Source organism: Anaerotruncus sp. (assembly GCF_057433415.1).
Genome location: NZ_DBMDHH010000001.1, coordinates 45613 through 59505, shown reverse-complemented (window position 1 = coordinate 59505; position 13893 = coordinate 45613). Strand labels below are relative to the sequence as shown.

Sequence of the window (13893 nt, the reverse complement as noted above, 5' to 3'; positions counted from 1 at the left end):
TTTTTGCCGTTTTTTCCTCTATTTTACCTGCTCCAGGTTGTGGCAGGCCGCGTAATGGCCGGGGGAAACCTCGCGGAAGGCGGGCTCCTCCTGCGCGCACCGTTCGGTCGCGTAGGGGCAGCGGGTGCGGAACCGGCAGCCGCTGGGCGGGTTCACCGGGCTGGGCACGTCCCCCTCGAGCACGATGCGCTGGCGGGTGCGGCTCAGCCTGGGGTCGGCGACGGGGATCGCCGAGATGAGCGAGCGGGTGTAGGGGTGCACGCTGTGGAAGGTCAGCTCGCTGCTGTCCGCCAGCTCGACCAGCTTGCCCAGGTACATGACGCCGATGCGGTTGGAGATGTGCTTGACGACCGACAGGTCGTGCGCGATGAACAGGTAGGTCAGCCCCATCTGCTCCTGGAGCTCCTCGAACATGTTGACGACCTGCGCCTGGATCGAAACGTCGAGCGCGGAAATCGGCTCGTCGCAGACGATGAACTCGGGGTCGACCGCGAGCGCGCGGGCGATGCCGACGCGCTGCCGCTGCCCGCCCGAAAACTCATGCGGATAGCGGTTGGCGTGCTCCGAGTTGAGCCCGACCCGCCGCAGCATCTCGATGATCCGGTCGTGCCGCTCCTGCTTGCTTTTGCAGAGCTTGTGGATGTCGATCGCCTCGCCGATGATGTCCCCGACCGTCATGCGCGGGTCGAGGCTCGCGTAGGGGTCCTGGAAGACGATCTGCATCCTGCGCCGGTAGGGCATCATGTTCACAGCCGTCTTCGGCCCGCAGACCGCCCTGCCGGCGGCGTCCTTTTTGGGCTCGCCGTTTTCATCCGTCAGCGGAACGTCGCCGCTGTCAAAGATCGGCTTTCCGTCGTAGACGATGCGCCCGCTCGTCGGCTCATAGAGCCGCAGCAGGGTGCGCCCGGTGGTCGTCTTGCCGCAGCCCGACTCGCCCACCAGGCCGAGCGTCTCCCCCTTTTCGATGTAGAAGGAGACGTCGTCGACCGCCTTGACCACGCGGTTTTCAAAGAGCTTGCCGCCCGCGACGGGGAAATACTGCTTCAAATGCTCCACCTGGATCAGCTTGCTCATTGTTTCTCCCCTCCCGCCGCTTTTTCAAACTCCCGCTTCTGGATCAGCCAGCAGGCGCTGTAATGGGTGTCGCTCAGGTCGGTGTAGGGGGGCATCTCCCGCAGGCAGATCTTCATGCAGGCGCCGCAGCGGGGCGCGAAGGGGCAGCCCTTCGGCGGGTTGAGCATGTCCACCGGCGTGCCCTCGATGGGCACCAGCTTTTCGTGCGTCTCGCTGGTCAGCTTGGGGATGCTGCGCAGAAGCCCCTTGGTATACTCATGGCTCGTCTCGTAGAAGATCTCGTCCACCGTTCCGTACTCGACGATCTTCCCGGCGTACATGACGGCGATCTTCTCGCACATGCTCGAAACGATGCCCAAATCGTGCGTAATCATGATGATGCTCATGCCGAGCTTCTCCCGCAGCTCGATCATGAGCTCGAGGATCTGCGCCTGGATGGTCACGTCGAGCGCGGTGGTCGGCTCGTCGGCGATGAGCAGCTTGGGCTCGCAGGCGAGCGCGATCGCGATCATGACGCGCTGGCGCATGCCGCCCGAAAGCTCGTGCGGGTACTGCTTGAGGCGCTTTTCCGGCTCGTTGATGCCCACCAGAGTCAGCAGCTCCGTGGCGCGCGCACGCGCCTCGGCTTTGCTCTTTTTGGTGTGCAGGCGGATGACCTCGCAGATCTGGTTGCCGATCGTATAGACCGGGTTGAGGCTCGTCATCGGGTCCTGGAAGATGATCGACACCTCGTTGCCGCGGATCCTGCGCATCTCCTTTTCCGACATCTGGTCGATACGGTGGCCGTTGAACTCGATCGATCCGCCGATGAGGCGTCCCGGATGCGCGGTCAGCCCCATCACCGAATAGGAGGTGACCGACTTGCCCGAGCCCGATTCGCCCACGATGCCCAGCACGTCCCCCTCCTTCATCGAGAAGGAGACGCCGCCCAGGGCCTTGACCTCGCCCGCGGGGGTGAAGAAGGAGAGGCGTTCATCTTTGATATCCAACAGGTTTCCCATAAAAATCCTCTCCTTTCTATTCTTTCATCTTGGGGTCGAAGGCGTCCCGCAGGCCGTCCCCGAGGAGGTTGAAGCTGAGGATGATGATGCTGATGAGCAGCGCCGGCGCGAGCAGCCGGTAGGGGTAGGACTGCAGGCCGTTGAGCGCGTCGTTGGCGAGCGAGCCGAGCGACGGCATCGGCACCGCGACGCCGATGCCGAGGAAGCTCAGAAAGCTCTCGGTAAAGATCGCCGACGGGATCTGAAGGGTGGTGGTGACGATGAGGGTGCCGATGCAGTTGGTGAGCAGGTGCTTGCGGATGATGCGGCCGCTGCTCGCGCCGAGCGCGCGGGCGGCGGTGACGTATTCCTGCTCCTTGAGCTGTAAAATCTGGCTGCGCACGATGCGCGCCATGCCGACCCAGTAGAGCAGCGCGAAGACGATGAAGATGCTCGTCAGGTTGACGCCCACCGCCGCGATCCAGCCGAAGCCCGGCTGCTCGGCGAGGTTTTGCAGCGGATATTTCAGCGTGACCGCCAGCAGGATGATGATCAGGATGTCCGGCACCGTGTAAATGATGTCGACGATGCGCATCATGATGATGTCCACCCATCCGCCGAAGAAGCCGGCGACCGACCCGTAGATCGAGCCGATCAGCAGGATGAGGCCGGAGGCGATGAGGCCGACCAGCAGGGAGATGCGGCTGCCCATCATCACGCGCACGGCGAAGTCGCGCCCGAGGTGGTCGGTGCCGAGGATGTGCGGGAAGACGCTCTCCCCTGCGGCGATCTGCTCGAGCTCGCCGTCCGAATACTGCATGGGCGCGAGGTTTTCCGCGCCGCGGATCTGGTGCTCATAGCTGTAGGGATAGAAGCTCGGGACGATAAAGGAGAAGATCATGACGATCAGGATGACCACGAAGCTGACGATCGCCACCCGGTTTTTGAGCAGGCGCTGGAAGCCGTCCTTCCAGAACCCGACGCTCGCCCGCATCGTGACCAGGCTCTCCTTCTCCGCCTCGTCGGCCGGGAGGAAGTCGTCCACGTTCAGCTGGAAGGTGGGGAATTTCTTATTCTGTTCCGACATCAATCTTCCCCCCTCACTTCAGCTTGATCCGCGGATCGATCAGTTTATAGGCGATGTCGACGATCACGTTCATCGAGACGATGAGCACGGCCAGGAAGATGGTCGTCCCCATGATCAGCGGGTAGTCGCGCCCCGTGATCGAGCCGACGAACTCGCTGCCCAGCCCGGGGATGGTGAAGATCTTCTCCACCACGAAGCTGCCCGTCAGCGTATAGGCGAGCAGCGGGCCGAGGTAGGTGACCACCGGGAGGACCGCGTTGCGCAGCGCGTGCTTGAAGATGCACTTGAACTGCCCGAGGCCCTTGGCGCGCGCGGTGCGCATATAGTCCTGCCCGAGCACGTCGAGCATCGACGAGCGCATGAGCCGCGCGATATACGCCGTCGGGTAGAAGGCGAGCGCCGTCACCGGCATGATATAGTGGAGCACGCTGTTGAGCCCCACCGTCGGCAGCCATCCGAGCTTGAGCCCGAACAGCATGAGCAGCAGGGTGCAGATGACGAAGCTGGGCACCGCGATGCCGCAGGTGGCGATGAAAATGACCACGTTGTCCGCCCACTTGCCGCGGTTGAACGCCGCGATGCTTCCCAGCGGGATGCCCACGCAGACGGCCGTCAGGATCGAAAGCCCGCCCAGGCGCGCCGACACGGGGAATTTGGTGGCGATGATCTGCGCCACCGTGCGCCCGCGCTGCTTGACGCTGAGTCCGAGGTCGCCCTTGACCAGGCCGAGCATATAGTTCTTATACTGGACCGAGAGGGGCTTGTCCAGCCCGTACTTCTCCTCCATCGCGGCCTGCGCCTGCGGGCTGACCGCCTTTTCCGCCAGGAACGGCCCGCCGGGCACCAGATTCATCAGGAAAAAGGTAATGGTCGATACCAGATAGATGGTCAGCACCGCCATCGCCACCCTCTTCAGGATGTATTTTCCCACAGTATCACTTCCTTCATTTGTTTGCGTCGAAATCCGGGCCGTTTCGACGGCCCAGCCCCGCCGCCGCGGGGCCGCAAGAGTGCGGCTCCGCCTGTTTCTGGAGCAAAAACAGGCGTTTCCAGCCAAAAAACACCGGCCTGTCGCACTTCGTCGCCATAAATATTAATTTTACCGATTTTCGCGGATTTTGTCAACGGCGCACAGCCGGATATTCCCTTTTTCTGCCGAGAAATGTTTGCCTGTATCCGAAATGAGACCCGCGCGGAGGCCCGCGCCGGCCAATCCCGGAATCGGCGGCGCGAAAGAGCCCCGGTTTCCTTTCCGGAAACCGGGGCTCTTTTCGTTCAGCCCTGCCTTCGCAGATGCGCGCCCGTCATCAGGCCCTTTTCATACCGGTCGATCTTCTCGTCGAGCCGATCAAGCGACCGCTGCATTTCGGCCATCCGGGCCGCGAGCTGGCAGCGCTGCTCCTTGAGCAGCTCCTTGCGGGCGTCGATCGTCCGGTCCCCCTGCTGGAAGAGGTTCACATACTCGATCAGCGCCTCGATCTGGACCCCCGCCGCCCGCATGCACTTCATCAGCTCGACCCAGCCGCAGGACGCCTCGTCGTAATCCCGGATGCCGCTTTTGCTGCGGGGCACCGGCGGGACCAGCCCGATGCGCTCGTAGTAGCGCAGGGTGTCGGCGCTGATCTCATATTTCCTGCTGACCTCCGCAATCGTCATGGCCGTTCTCCTCCCATCATTTCCCGAACATGTCGGCCGCCTGCTTCATATTTTCGACGGCGGGGACCCCGAACGGGCAGCGCTTTTCGCACGCCCCGCACGCGACGCACTCCCCCGCCTTATGGGAGAGCGCGGCGTAATGCTCCCGCACCGTCTCGGGCACGCCGCCCTGCGCCTTCGCGAGGTTGAGGAATTTGGTCACCGTCGCCACGTCGATCCCCTTCGGGCAGGGCGCGCAGTGTCCGCAGTACATGCAGTGGCCCTCCCAGCGGATCCGCGGGAAGGAGGCGAACGCCGCGGCGTAGTCCCGCTCCCCGTCGGAGGCGGTCTCGTAGGCGAGGGAGGCGCGCAGGTCGTCCAAGCTGCGCGCGCCGACCATGACCGAAGCCACCGCCGGGCGCGTGGCGGCGTAGTGCAGGCACTGGACGGGGGTGAGCGCCTTGCCCGCCGGGGAGAGCTCCCCGTTGAGCAGGTCGCCGCCGCCGAACGCCTTCATGACGGTGATCCCCACCCCCATGCGCTGGCAGGTCTCGTAGAGCCGCTCCCGCGTGGGGTCCATGTTGGTGAGGCCGCCGCTGTAATTGTCCGGAGCCCACAGCTGTTCCACGTCCTCGTTCGGCGGCTGAAGGTCGTAACAGGGGTTGACGCTGAACATCAGCACCTCGACCAGCCCGCTCTCCACCGCCGCGAGCGCGGCCTCGGGGTTGTGGCTGCTGACGCCGATGTGCCGGATTCTGCCCGCACGACGGAGCTCCCGCGCGTAGGCCATCACCGGCCCCTCCGCGATCTCCCGCCACAGCGCGGGGGAATCGACATAGTGGATCATGCCGACATCCACGTAATCCGTGCCGAGGTTGGCGAGCATCGTTTCAAACGCGGCGCGGACCTCATCGATCCTGCGGGTCGCGCGGTACTGCCCGTCCTCCCAGACGGCGCACAGGTGCGCCTGGAGGACGAACGCCCCCCGGCGGTCCCGGATCGCCCTGCCCGTCCGGCGCTGGACGTCGGGGTTGGGGGTGTAGAGGTCCATGCAGTTGACCCCGTTTTCAAAGGCCAGCTGGAAGAGCTCTTCGGCAAAGGCGTCGTCCCGGAGGACGAAGCCCTCGCAGCCCAGTCCGATCTCGCTGACCCGCAGGCCGGTTTTTCCAAGTTCACGGTAGTTCATCGCTGTTCCCCATTTCTCCTGTCGTTTGTGAGCCCATTGTAACACTTGGAGCGCACTCCAAGTCAACCCCCAATTTTGCGTATTTCCGCCAAATCGATCCGTTCACAATTTGTTTACTTGACCTGGAGCGCACTCCATGGTGTAGGGTTTAAACGAACCGGATTCCCTGTGCAAAAAACGGGGCCCGGAGCGCGCGCCGCGCGACGTTCCATGCCTTCCGGGCATTTTACACCATCAAAAATAAGCATTTGCTATTCTTTGCGCGGGAAATTATACTTTTTCCAGAAGGCCGGACCCAAAAGGAGGTATCCCGATGAACCTGAAAAAACGACTGACGGCGGCAGCCGGCGTCTTCCTCTCCCTCTGCGTGGCCGCGGGGTGCGGCGCCGGGGCGGCCGGCGCGCCCGGCGCGGCCGCTTCCGGGTCCCCGCCCTCCAGCGCCGCGGCGGAACCCGCCGTCCCCGAACCGGCGCCCGCCCCCGAACCGGAGCCTGACAACAGCTGGACGCTCGACGCGCCGGAAAATCACGGGATGGACCCCGCCGTGCTTACGCGGCTGCACGAGGCGCTGGCGGGCTCGTCGGTCTACGCCATGGTCACGGCGAAGGACGGGGTCCTCATCGACGAGTATTACGGCGAGGGGTACGACGAAACGAGCGTGTTCCCGCTGCACTCCTGCTCCAAATCCTTCACCGGCGCGCTCGTCGGCATCGCCATCGACGAGGGGCTGTTCGGCGGGGTGGACGATCCGCTGTCCGACTACCTCCCGCAGGCGGTGGAGCCGGAGGACGCCCGCAAGCGTCAGATCACCCTGCGCCACCTGCTGACCCACACCTCCGGGCTGGAGTGGTACGAGTGGGGCGGCGGCCAGAGCAACTGGGCGGAGTTCCAGTCGGCCCCCGACTGGGTGGCCTATATCCTCGGGCGGCGGCTCACGGCCGAGCCGGGCGCGGCCTTCAACTACAGCACCGGAAACACCCACCTGCTCTCCGCGGCCCTTCAGCAGGCCGCCGGCAAAAGCCTGCTGGAATACGGGCGGGAGAAGCTCTTTGAGCCGCTCGGGATGGACAGCGTCGTCTGGCGGGCCGACCCGCAGGGCGTCACCGACGGCGGCAACGGCATCTCCATGACCGCCCGGGATGCGGCCCGGTTCGGACAGCTCTACCTCGAGGGCGGCGTCTGGAACGGCCGCCGCCTCATCCCCGCGGACTGGCTCGCCCAGTCCACGGCCGCGCAGAACAACGGCGCGGGGGACGGCACCGGCGGCTACGGCTACCAATGGTGGGTGCGTTCCTTTGGCGAAGGGGGCTACGACACCTACTACGCCTTCGGCGCATGGGGGCAGTACGTCTTCGTGGTGCCCGAGCTCGACCTGGTGACGGTCATCGCCAGCCACTACCCGCAGAACAGCTACGCGCCGCGCCCCTTCTTTACCGACTACGTCCTCGCGGCGTACGACGGGCGGCGGCCTGAATAAAAAACAACGAAACCGGCAATGAGGAAGGAAAGAGGGAACCAGACATGATCTACAAAGACTTTCAGGATTTGAAGCTCTCCGCGCTCGGGCTGGGCGCCATGCGCCTGCCCGTCGTCGACGGGGACGACGCGCGGATCGACGAGGCCGCGGCGGAAAAAATGGTCGATTACGCGATCAAGCGGGGAATCAACTATTTCGACACCGCGTGGGGCTATCACAGCGGGCGGTCCGAGCTCGTCATGGGGAAGCTGCTTTCCCGCTACCCGCGGGACCGCTTTTTCCTCGCGGACAAATTCCCCGGCTACGACCTCTCCAATATGGGCAGGGTGGAGGAGATCTTCGAGGAGCAGCTGAAAAAATGCCGGGTGGATCACTTCGATTTCTACCTCTTCCACAACGTCTGCGAGATGAATATCGACGCCTATCTGGATGAGCGGCACGGCATCTTCGACTATCTGGTCAGGCAGAAGGAGGCCGGGCGCATCCGGCACCTGGGCTTTTCCGCCCATGGGAGTTACGGGGTGATCGAGCGGTTCCTCAAGGCCTACGGCGACCGGATGGAGTTCTGCCAAATCCAGCTCAACTACCTCGACTGGACCTTCCAGGACGCGAAGGCGAAGATCGCCCTGCTCGACGGATACGGCATCCCCGTCTGGGTGATGGAGCCCCTGCGCGGCGGGCGGCTCGCCTCCCTCTCCCCGGAAGACGCCGCGAAGCTGAAGACGCTCCGCCCGGGGGAGGGCGTCCCGGCCTGGGCGTTCCGGTTTTTACAGTCGCTCCCGAGCGTCACGGTCGTGCTCTCCGGCATGTCCAGCTTCGCGCAGCTCGAGGAAAACCTCGGCACCTTCGAGGCGGAAAAGCCCCTCGACGCCCGCGAGATGGAGACCCTGCTCGCGGTCGCGGACGGCATGGTCCGGAAGATCGCGCTGCCCTGCACCGCCTGCCGCTACTGCACCTCCCACTGCCCACAGGGGCTGGATATCCCCTCGCTGCTGGCGCTTTACAACGAGCACTGCTTCACGGAGGGCGGGTTCCTCGCGCCGATGGCCCTGTCCGCGCTGCCCGAGGACAAACGCCCGCCCGCCTGCCTCGGCTGCCGCAGCTGCGAGGCGGTCTGCCCCCAGCAGATCAGGATTTCAGAGGCCATGGCGGATTTCACGGCGAAGCTGAACGCGTGACCGTCCGCGCCCCCGCGTCCCGGCGGGATGATTCTCCGGCGCTGGCGGCCCTCCGGGGCGGGCCGCGGATCGGATCTTCTGACGGAAAACAGGGGGCGCCTCGTTGAGGCGCCCCCTGTTTTCCGTTGTCATTCCGGGCGGCGGCCGGCCTGCACGCCCGCGGAAAAATCCTCCAGGATCCGGTCCAGCGGGTCCCCCCGGACCATCTGCGCCGCCGCGCCGTTCAGGAGCTTCAGCAGGTTGAAGGGAATCCGTGAATCGGTGTCGCTGTATATCCGGTCCTCCCCGATCAGCGCGAGCTGCTCGGCAAACAGGGGGTCGCCGCTCTGCGCGCCCTGAAGCGGGCTCAGGCTGTTCTGTTCCGCCGCGTAGCTCTCGATGTGCTCCGGCTGCATCAGGAAATCCAGAAACCGCAGTGCCTCCTCCCGGTGCGGGCCCTCGTTGTTGACCCCCACGAGGACCGACGCGCGCACGCAGGTCAGCGGGCCCTCGTCTCCGACCGGAAGGCCGGCGTACCGGTATTGAAAGCCGGGCTCCCCGGCCAGAAAGGCGGACAGGCTCCAGCTCGGCGCCACGGCGAAGGCCACCCCGCCGCCCGCGAACTGTTCCCCGAGCACCTTGCGGTAGGACCGCGCGTCCGTCTCGCCGGACATCTGCTCCCGGTCGATCAGGCCGTTTTCCACCAGGGCGTACACGTCGCGGATTCCCCCGGCGTAGACCTCCTCCGCGGTCAGCCCTTCCGACACGGTCCGCGCGCCCTCGATAAAGGGCGCGGCCGAGCGCCCCGACATCAAAAAGGAGATGCTCGCGGCGTTGCCCTGATAGTTGACCATCGGCGTGTAGCCATGGTCGCGGACGATCTCCATGTCCCGCACCCACTCGTCAAAGGTGCGGGGCATCTCCCCGATCCCGCAGGCGCGCAGCACGTCCATATTGCCGAGCATCCCCACGACGCTCAGGCACATGGGCACCGCCGAAATTTTTCCGTCCACCGTGATAAGCTGTTGGATGATCGGGCTGTAGCGCTGTACAAAGTCCTCCCCCGAAAGGTCGGCGATCAGCGTGCCGTACCAGCCCCTGGTTTCGTAAGTGGTCAGCGCCTGGTCGCTGATCATGAACAGGTCGTCGGCGTACCCGTTCTCGAGGCGGTTGGTCAGGATGTCGACAAAATCGTCCCCCAGCCCCTCGTAGACGATCACCACATCTTCATTTTGCTCCATGTAGCGGTTGAGGATGCCGTCGATCTCCTCCACCTTGTCCGCGCCCACCTTGAAGCCCAGAAAGCGCAGGTTGACCGTTTCCCCGGCCCCGTCCACCACCTGGACCCCCTTCTCCCGGCACCCTGCCGGGAGAAGGGCGAGCAGGACGGCCATGAGGGCGCAGACGGCCCTACGGCGCAGCTTCATCGCGTTTCTCCCCCCTTCACCGCCCGCCCGATGGTCTGGAGCAGGTTCTGGATATCGATCGGCTTGGCGATATGGCCGTCCATACCGGTCTCCAGCGCGCGGGAAACGTCCTCGGAAAAGGCGTCCGCGGTCATGGCGAGGATCGGCAGGGAGGAATCGGCCCGCCCGAGCGACCGGATCGCGCGCGCCGCGTCATAGCCGTTCATGCGCGGCATCTGGATGTCCATGAGCACCAGATCGTACCGGCCCTCCCCGCCCGAAACGAACCGGTCCACGGCTTCCTCCCCGTCCGCCGCCCGGTCCACCTCGGCGCCGAAGTGGCTCAAAAGCTCCACCGCGATCTCCGCGTTCAGTTCGTTGTCCTCCGCCAGCAGGATGCGAAGGCCGTCGAGCGGGCGGTCCTCCGTACGGTCCGCGGCGGGATTGGTCCCGCCGCCCAGCGCCGCCGCGACCTTCGACGCAAGCAGGGGCTTGCCGAGGCAGCCCGTTCCCTCCGTCGTCCCGGCGGACGGCAGGCTGAACCCGCTCAGGCAGAGGACGGCGCCGCACCGGCGCGCGGCTTTTTCCGGCCTGCTTCCGAGCCGGTCGTCCACGATCACCAGATCCGGTCCCGAGCCGTCCGGCATTTCCAGCGTCTCCGGTACGGACCCGGCGCAGGATACCCGGTATCCCGCCGCCGAAAGCGTGTGCCGCGCGGCCTCCAGCGTCTCGGGGTCGGCGTCGGCCACCAGGACGGCCTTGCCCGCCGGTTGCCCGCCGTCCCCGTCCGGCAGCGCCGCGGGCAGGGAAAGCCGCACGCGGAAGGCGCTGCCCCGCCCGCGGGCGCTCTCCACCGTGATCTCCCCGCCCATCAGGCGGACCAGCTGCGCGCTGATCGCCATGCCGAGCCCCGTGCCCCGGCTGAGGGAATTTTTCTCCTGCGTGAACGGCTCGAACACCATCGCCTGGTACTCGGGGCTCATGCCGACGCCGTTGTCCTCCACCTCGATCCGCACCAGCATGTTGTCCGCGCGCTGCGGATCCCGCCCGCCAAAGAGCCGCAGGCGGATGCGGCCCCCCTCGGGCGTGTATTTCACCGCGTTGGACAGGATGTTGACGAGGATCTGGCTCAGACGCATCCCGTCCCCGACCAGGCATTCCGGGCCGTCCCAGAAGGCGCAGGCGTCGAACGCGTGCCCGCGACCGCGCATCAGCGGCAGGACGAGATCGACCGCCTCCTCGACCACCGCGCCGATCGGGAAGGGGGCGTGTTCGAGCGTCATCTTGCTGCTCTCGATCTTCGACATGTCCAGCACGTCGTTGATGATCCCGAGCAGGTATTTGGACGAGACGCCGATCTTGTCGAGGCAGGCGGCGATCCGGTCCCGGTCGCCGGTGTTCAGCTTCATGATCTCGGTCATGCCGACGATGGCATTCATCGGCGTGCGGATTTCATGGGACATGTTGGAGAGGAAGCTGCTCTTGGCCTCGCTGGCGAGCTTTGCCGCCTCCACCTCCGAGCGCAGCTTCCACCGGCGGCGGCTCATCCAGAGCAGGAGCGCCGCGCCCAGCAGCACCGTGACGCCCAGCAGGACGATGGCCGCGATGGCGATCATGCCGTTTTCCTGCAGCGCGTCCGACGGGATGATCGAAACGATGAACCAGTCGGCCCGCTCTTCGAGCGGGACAAAGCAGAAATAACAGTTCTCGTCGCGAAAATCCAGCTGCACCGTGCAGGCCTCGCCCCGGGCCAGGACGGCGCGGATCTCTTCGATCACCGCCGGGTCGTTGCTGCGGTAGGCCTCGAGCATGGTGAACAGCCCGGAGTAAAGCCCCTGCCCGAATTTGTTGTGGGGCAGCATGATGAAGGTCCCCTCGCCGCCGGAGATCATATAGCAGTAGCCCTGCTGGCTGTGGAACTCCATGAAGTCGTCCATGTACAGGTCGTCGAGCACGCACTCGGCGTAAAACCGGCAGGGGACGCCCGCCACCGTGCCGGAGACGGCAACCGCGGTCTGCCAGCGGCCGCTCTTCCCGAGGTACCCCGCGGAAAACGCGCCGTCCTCCGGGCAGAGCTCCTCCAGCCGCGCGGCGTCCCCGGCGGTCAGGCCGTAGTCCTCCGTCAGCGGCGCGCCCTCCTCCGTCACGACGTGGAGGCGGAAGATCGGGTGGCCGTCCAGCTGGCGGGAGGCCATCTCCCCCACCTCGCCGGGGCCCGCGCCACTCGAGGCGACGCTCCGTGAAAAGGCGGCCAGCGACGAACGGATATCCTCCAGCCGCAGCTCCATTACCTCGGCGGATTTCAGCGTCATCTCCCACGCGAGGGTCTTGCTCTCGTTCACGATGCGCGTATAGAGGTGGAAGGTGAACGCGCCGACCCCCAGCAGGATGAGGAGCAAAATCAGGGCCGCCCCGGCAATCGACCGCCCGCCGCCGGGTTCCCGGCCGGATCCTTTCTTCATCTCGCGTCCCTCCTGACCGTGGGGCCCGGACGGGCCCCGTGTGTAATGCTTTTCCCGCGGCGCGGAATCACTGCCGCGTCGCGAAGGCGCGGAACCGTTCCGCCTCGCTTTCCAGAAAGACCTGCCAGCCGGCGGCGATGCGCTCGAAATCCCGCGCGCGCAAATCCGCCTCCGCCTGTGCGATCGTCCCGGAAAACGCATTGTCAAGCCGGTTTTCCCCGAGCCGCCTCAGCGTGGCCGGATAGCCGCAGGCCAGCAGCTCGTTGAGCTTGCGGTAGCACTGGCGCACCGCCGCGGACGGGCAGGCGCCGGTGATGAAGGCGAGGTATGCCTCAAAGACAAGGTAGCTCTTTTTTTCCTCCCGGATCCGCGCGAACCGTTCCGCCAGCCGGTCCAGCGTCTCCCCGGACGCCGCCTCCAGCGTAAAGAGGGACACCTTCCGGACGGTCAGCGCCAGAAACTCCAGACTCTCCGCGTAGAGCCCCAGCGCCTCGCGGACCTCCGGTTTGGAAAAGTCGATCCGCCGGGGGTCCATGAGGACCCGCGTCCCCTTCCCCTGGAAGGAAGCGGCGACGCCGAGCCCGGCCAGCAGGTCCAGCGTGCGCCGGATCGTGGAGACCGCGACGCCGAACCGCTCCGCCATCCGCGGGAGGGAGGGGAGAAAGCTCCCGACCGGGTAGCGTTCCTCCAGGATCTCCCGGATGATGCGGGAGGCGATCGAATAGCGCAGCTGGGGACGCTGCCGGTAGATGTTCCACTCGAACGGGACCGGGCGGACGTCCTCCAGCGTGTACTCCGCGCGCGCCGTTTCGAGGAAGGCGAACAGCTCGTCGATGTCCTGCTTCCAGCCGGCCAGACAGGCGCGCTTCGCACGGTCGGCGTCCCCGCCGGCCCTCAGCTCCCGCAGGCAGTCCTCCGCCGCGCCGTGGGCGTCCAGCAGGGGAAAGCACAGGTACCGGATCATCTCCCAGCAGAGGTTCATGACCAGATGGTTGCCCAGCGAGGAGAGGACGGTCAGGGAAAACCCCGCCGCGGCCGGCGGCGCCCCCGTCCTCTCCCGGTTCCAGGTCCGGAGCCCCGCCTCCCAGAGCGGGTCGTACAGGAGCCCGCCGGTCCGGACGATATCGAGGATCCCCTCCCGGCGCGGCACGAAATATCGCGCGGCGTTTTCTCGGAACCGGGCGGGTCCCGCCCGGTAGACCACCCGGGCGGCCTTTTTCGCCTCCACCCGGATGAGGCCGTCCGCCTCCAGCCGGGCCAGCGCGCTGCGGACGGTCGGGACCGCCACATGGAACTCGGAAGCGATCCGCGGAATCGCGGGCAGGGAATCCCCGAAGGCGCAGCGGCCGAAGCAGATTCTGGCCGCATAGTAATCATATATCAGCTTATACCGTTCGTATGTCCCCTCCACGGGCGCGCCTTCCTCCCT

Annotated in this window: 11 protein-coding genes; 2 read left to right on the top strand and 9 right to left on the bottom strand. The window is 65.7% G+C overall.

All coding sequences use genetic code 11. The features are described from left to right. Positions 1-18: 18 nt before the first annotated feature. From ACZO3G_RS00190 to ACZO3G_RS00165, 6 genes are all read right to left on the bottom strand, one after another. Positions 19-1074, bottom strand: a complete 1056-nt coding sequence (locus ACZO3G_RS00190; protein ID WP_101552281.1) for an ABC transporter ATP-binding protein — start codon at positions 1072-1074, stop codon at positions 19-21. After that, positions 1071-2075, bottom strand: coding sequence for an ABC transporter ATP-binding protein (locus ACZO3G_RS00185; protein WP_101552283.1), 1005 nt, complete (start codon positions 2073-2075; stop codon positions 1071-1073). The genes ACZO3G_RS00190 and ACZO3G_RS00185 overlap by 4 nt, the downstream gene beginning before the upstream one ends. 16 nt (positions 2076-2091) lie before the next feature. Beyond that, positions 2092-3141 (bottom strand): ABC transporter permease, encoded by a 1050-nt coding sequence (locus ACZO3G_RS00180; RefSeq protein ID WP_101552285.1) that lies wholly within the window; start codon positions 3139-3141, stop codon positions 2092-2094. A gap of 13 nt (positions 3142-3154) precedes the next feature. Beyond that, positions 3155-4072 carry an ABC transporter permease gene (locus ACZO3G_RS00175; protein ID WP_101552288.1) on the bottom strand — a complete coding sequence of 306 codons (918 nt, stop codon included), beginning with the start codon at positions 4070-4072 and terminating at the stop codon, positions 3155-3157. 344 nt (positions 4073-4416) lie between these two features. After that, positions 4417-4797 carry a MerR family transcriptional regulator gene (locus ACZO3G_RS00170; protein WP_276872821.1) on the bottom strand — a complete coding sequence of 127 codons (381 nt, stop codon included), beginning with the start codon at positions 4795-4797 and terminating at the stop codon, positions 4417-4419. Positions 4798-4813: 16 nt separating this feature from the next. Continuing rightward, complete coding sequence (locus ACZO3G_RS00165; RefSeq protein WP_276872819.1) at positions 4814-5962, bottom strand: aldo/keto reductase; 1149 nt, start codon at positions 5960-5962, stop codon at positions 4814-4816. 313 nt (positions 5963-6275) lie between these two features. Between ACZO3G_RS00165 and ACZO3G_RS00160 the strand changes: the two genes are divergently transcribed. Beyond that, positions 6276-7439 (top strand): serine hydrolase domain-containing protein, encoded by a 1164-nt coding sequence (locus ACZO3G_RS00160; protein ID WP_288234083.1) that lies wholly within the window; start codon positions 6276-6278, stop codon positions 7437-7439. 44 nt (positions 7440-7483) lie between these two features. Continuing rightward, entirely contained in the window at positions 7484-8617 is a 1134-nt protein-coding gene (locus tag ACZO3G_RS00155) for an aldo/keto reductase (RefSeq protein ID WP_276872442.1), read from the top strand. A 128-nt stretch (positions 8618-8745) separates the two neighbouring features. On the opposite strand, the gene ACZO3G_RS00150 is transcribed toward ACZO3G_RS00155, so the two are convergent. The 3 genes from ACZO3G_RS00150 to ACZO3G_RS00140 form a co-directional block, all read right to left on the bottom strand. Next, the gene (locus tag ACZO3G_RS00150; protein ID WP_276872443.1) at positions 8746-10023 is read right to left on the bottom strand and encodes an ABC transporter substrate-binding protein; all 1278 of its coding nucleotides are present in this window, start codon (positions 10021-10023) and stop codon (positions 8746-8748) included. Beyond that, on the bottom strand, positions 10020-12464 hold the full coding sequence (locus tag ACZO3G_RS00145) for a hybrid sensor histidine kinase/response regulator (RefSeq protein WP_276872444.1): 2445 nt from the start codon (positions 12462-12464) through the stop codon (positions 10020-10022). Before ACZO3G_RS00145 ends, ACZO3G_RS00150 begins: the two co-directional genes overlap by 4 nt. A 67-nt stretch (positions 12465-12531) precedes the next feature. Continuing rightward, positions 12532-13875, bottom strand: a complete 1344-nt coding sequence (locus tag ACZO3G_RS00140; protein ID WP_256152514.1) for a GntR family transcriptional regulator — start codon at positions 13873-13875, stop codon at positions 12532-12534. Between the last annotated feature and the right edge of the window lie 18 nt (positions 13876-13893).

What these genes read in the sequence shown, in the direction of transcription:
- ACZO3G_RS00180 (WP_101552285.1), bottom strand. Translation starts at nt 3,141, where the DNA reads ATGTCGGAACAGAATAAGAAATTCCCCACCTTCCAGCTGAACGTGGAC.
- ACZO3G_RS00155 (WP_276872442.1), top strand. Translation starts at nt 7,484, where the DNA reads ATGATCTACAAAGACTTTCAGGATTTGAAGCTCTCCGCGCTCGGGCTG.
- ACZO3G_RS00185 (WP_101552283.1), bottom strand. Translation starts at nt 2,075, where the DNA reads ATGGGAAACCTGTTGGATATCAAAGATGAACGCCTCTCCTTCTTCACC.
- ACZO3G_RS00165 (WP_276872819.1), bottom strand. Translation starts at nt 5,962, where the DNA reads ATGAACTACCGTGAACTTGGAAAAACCGGCCTGCGGGTCAGCGAGATC.
- ACZO3G_RS00190 (WP_101552281.1), bottom strand. Translation starts at nt 1,074, where the DNA reads ATGAGCAAGCTGATCCAGGTGGAGCATTTGAAGCAGTATTTCCCCGTC.
- ACZO3G_RS00160 (WP_288234083.1), top strand. Translation starts at nt 6,276, where the DNA reads ATGAACCTGAAAAAACGACTGACGGCGGCAGCCGGCGTCTTCCTCTCC.
- ACZO3G_RS00150 (WP_276872443.1), bottom strand. Translation starts at nt 10,023, where the DNA reads ATGAAGCTGCGCCGTAGGGCCGTCTGCGCCCTCATGGCCGTCCTGCTC.
- ACZO3G_RS00170 (WP_276872821.1), bottom strand. Translation starts at nt 4,797, where the DNA reads ATGACGATTGCGGAGGTCAGCAGGAAATATGAGATCAGCGCCGACACC.
- ACZO3G_RS00145 (WP_276872444.1), bottom strand. Translation starts at nt 12,464, where the DNA reads ATGAAGAAAGGATCCGGCCGGGAACCCGGCGGCGGGCGGTCGATTGCC.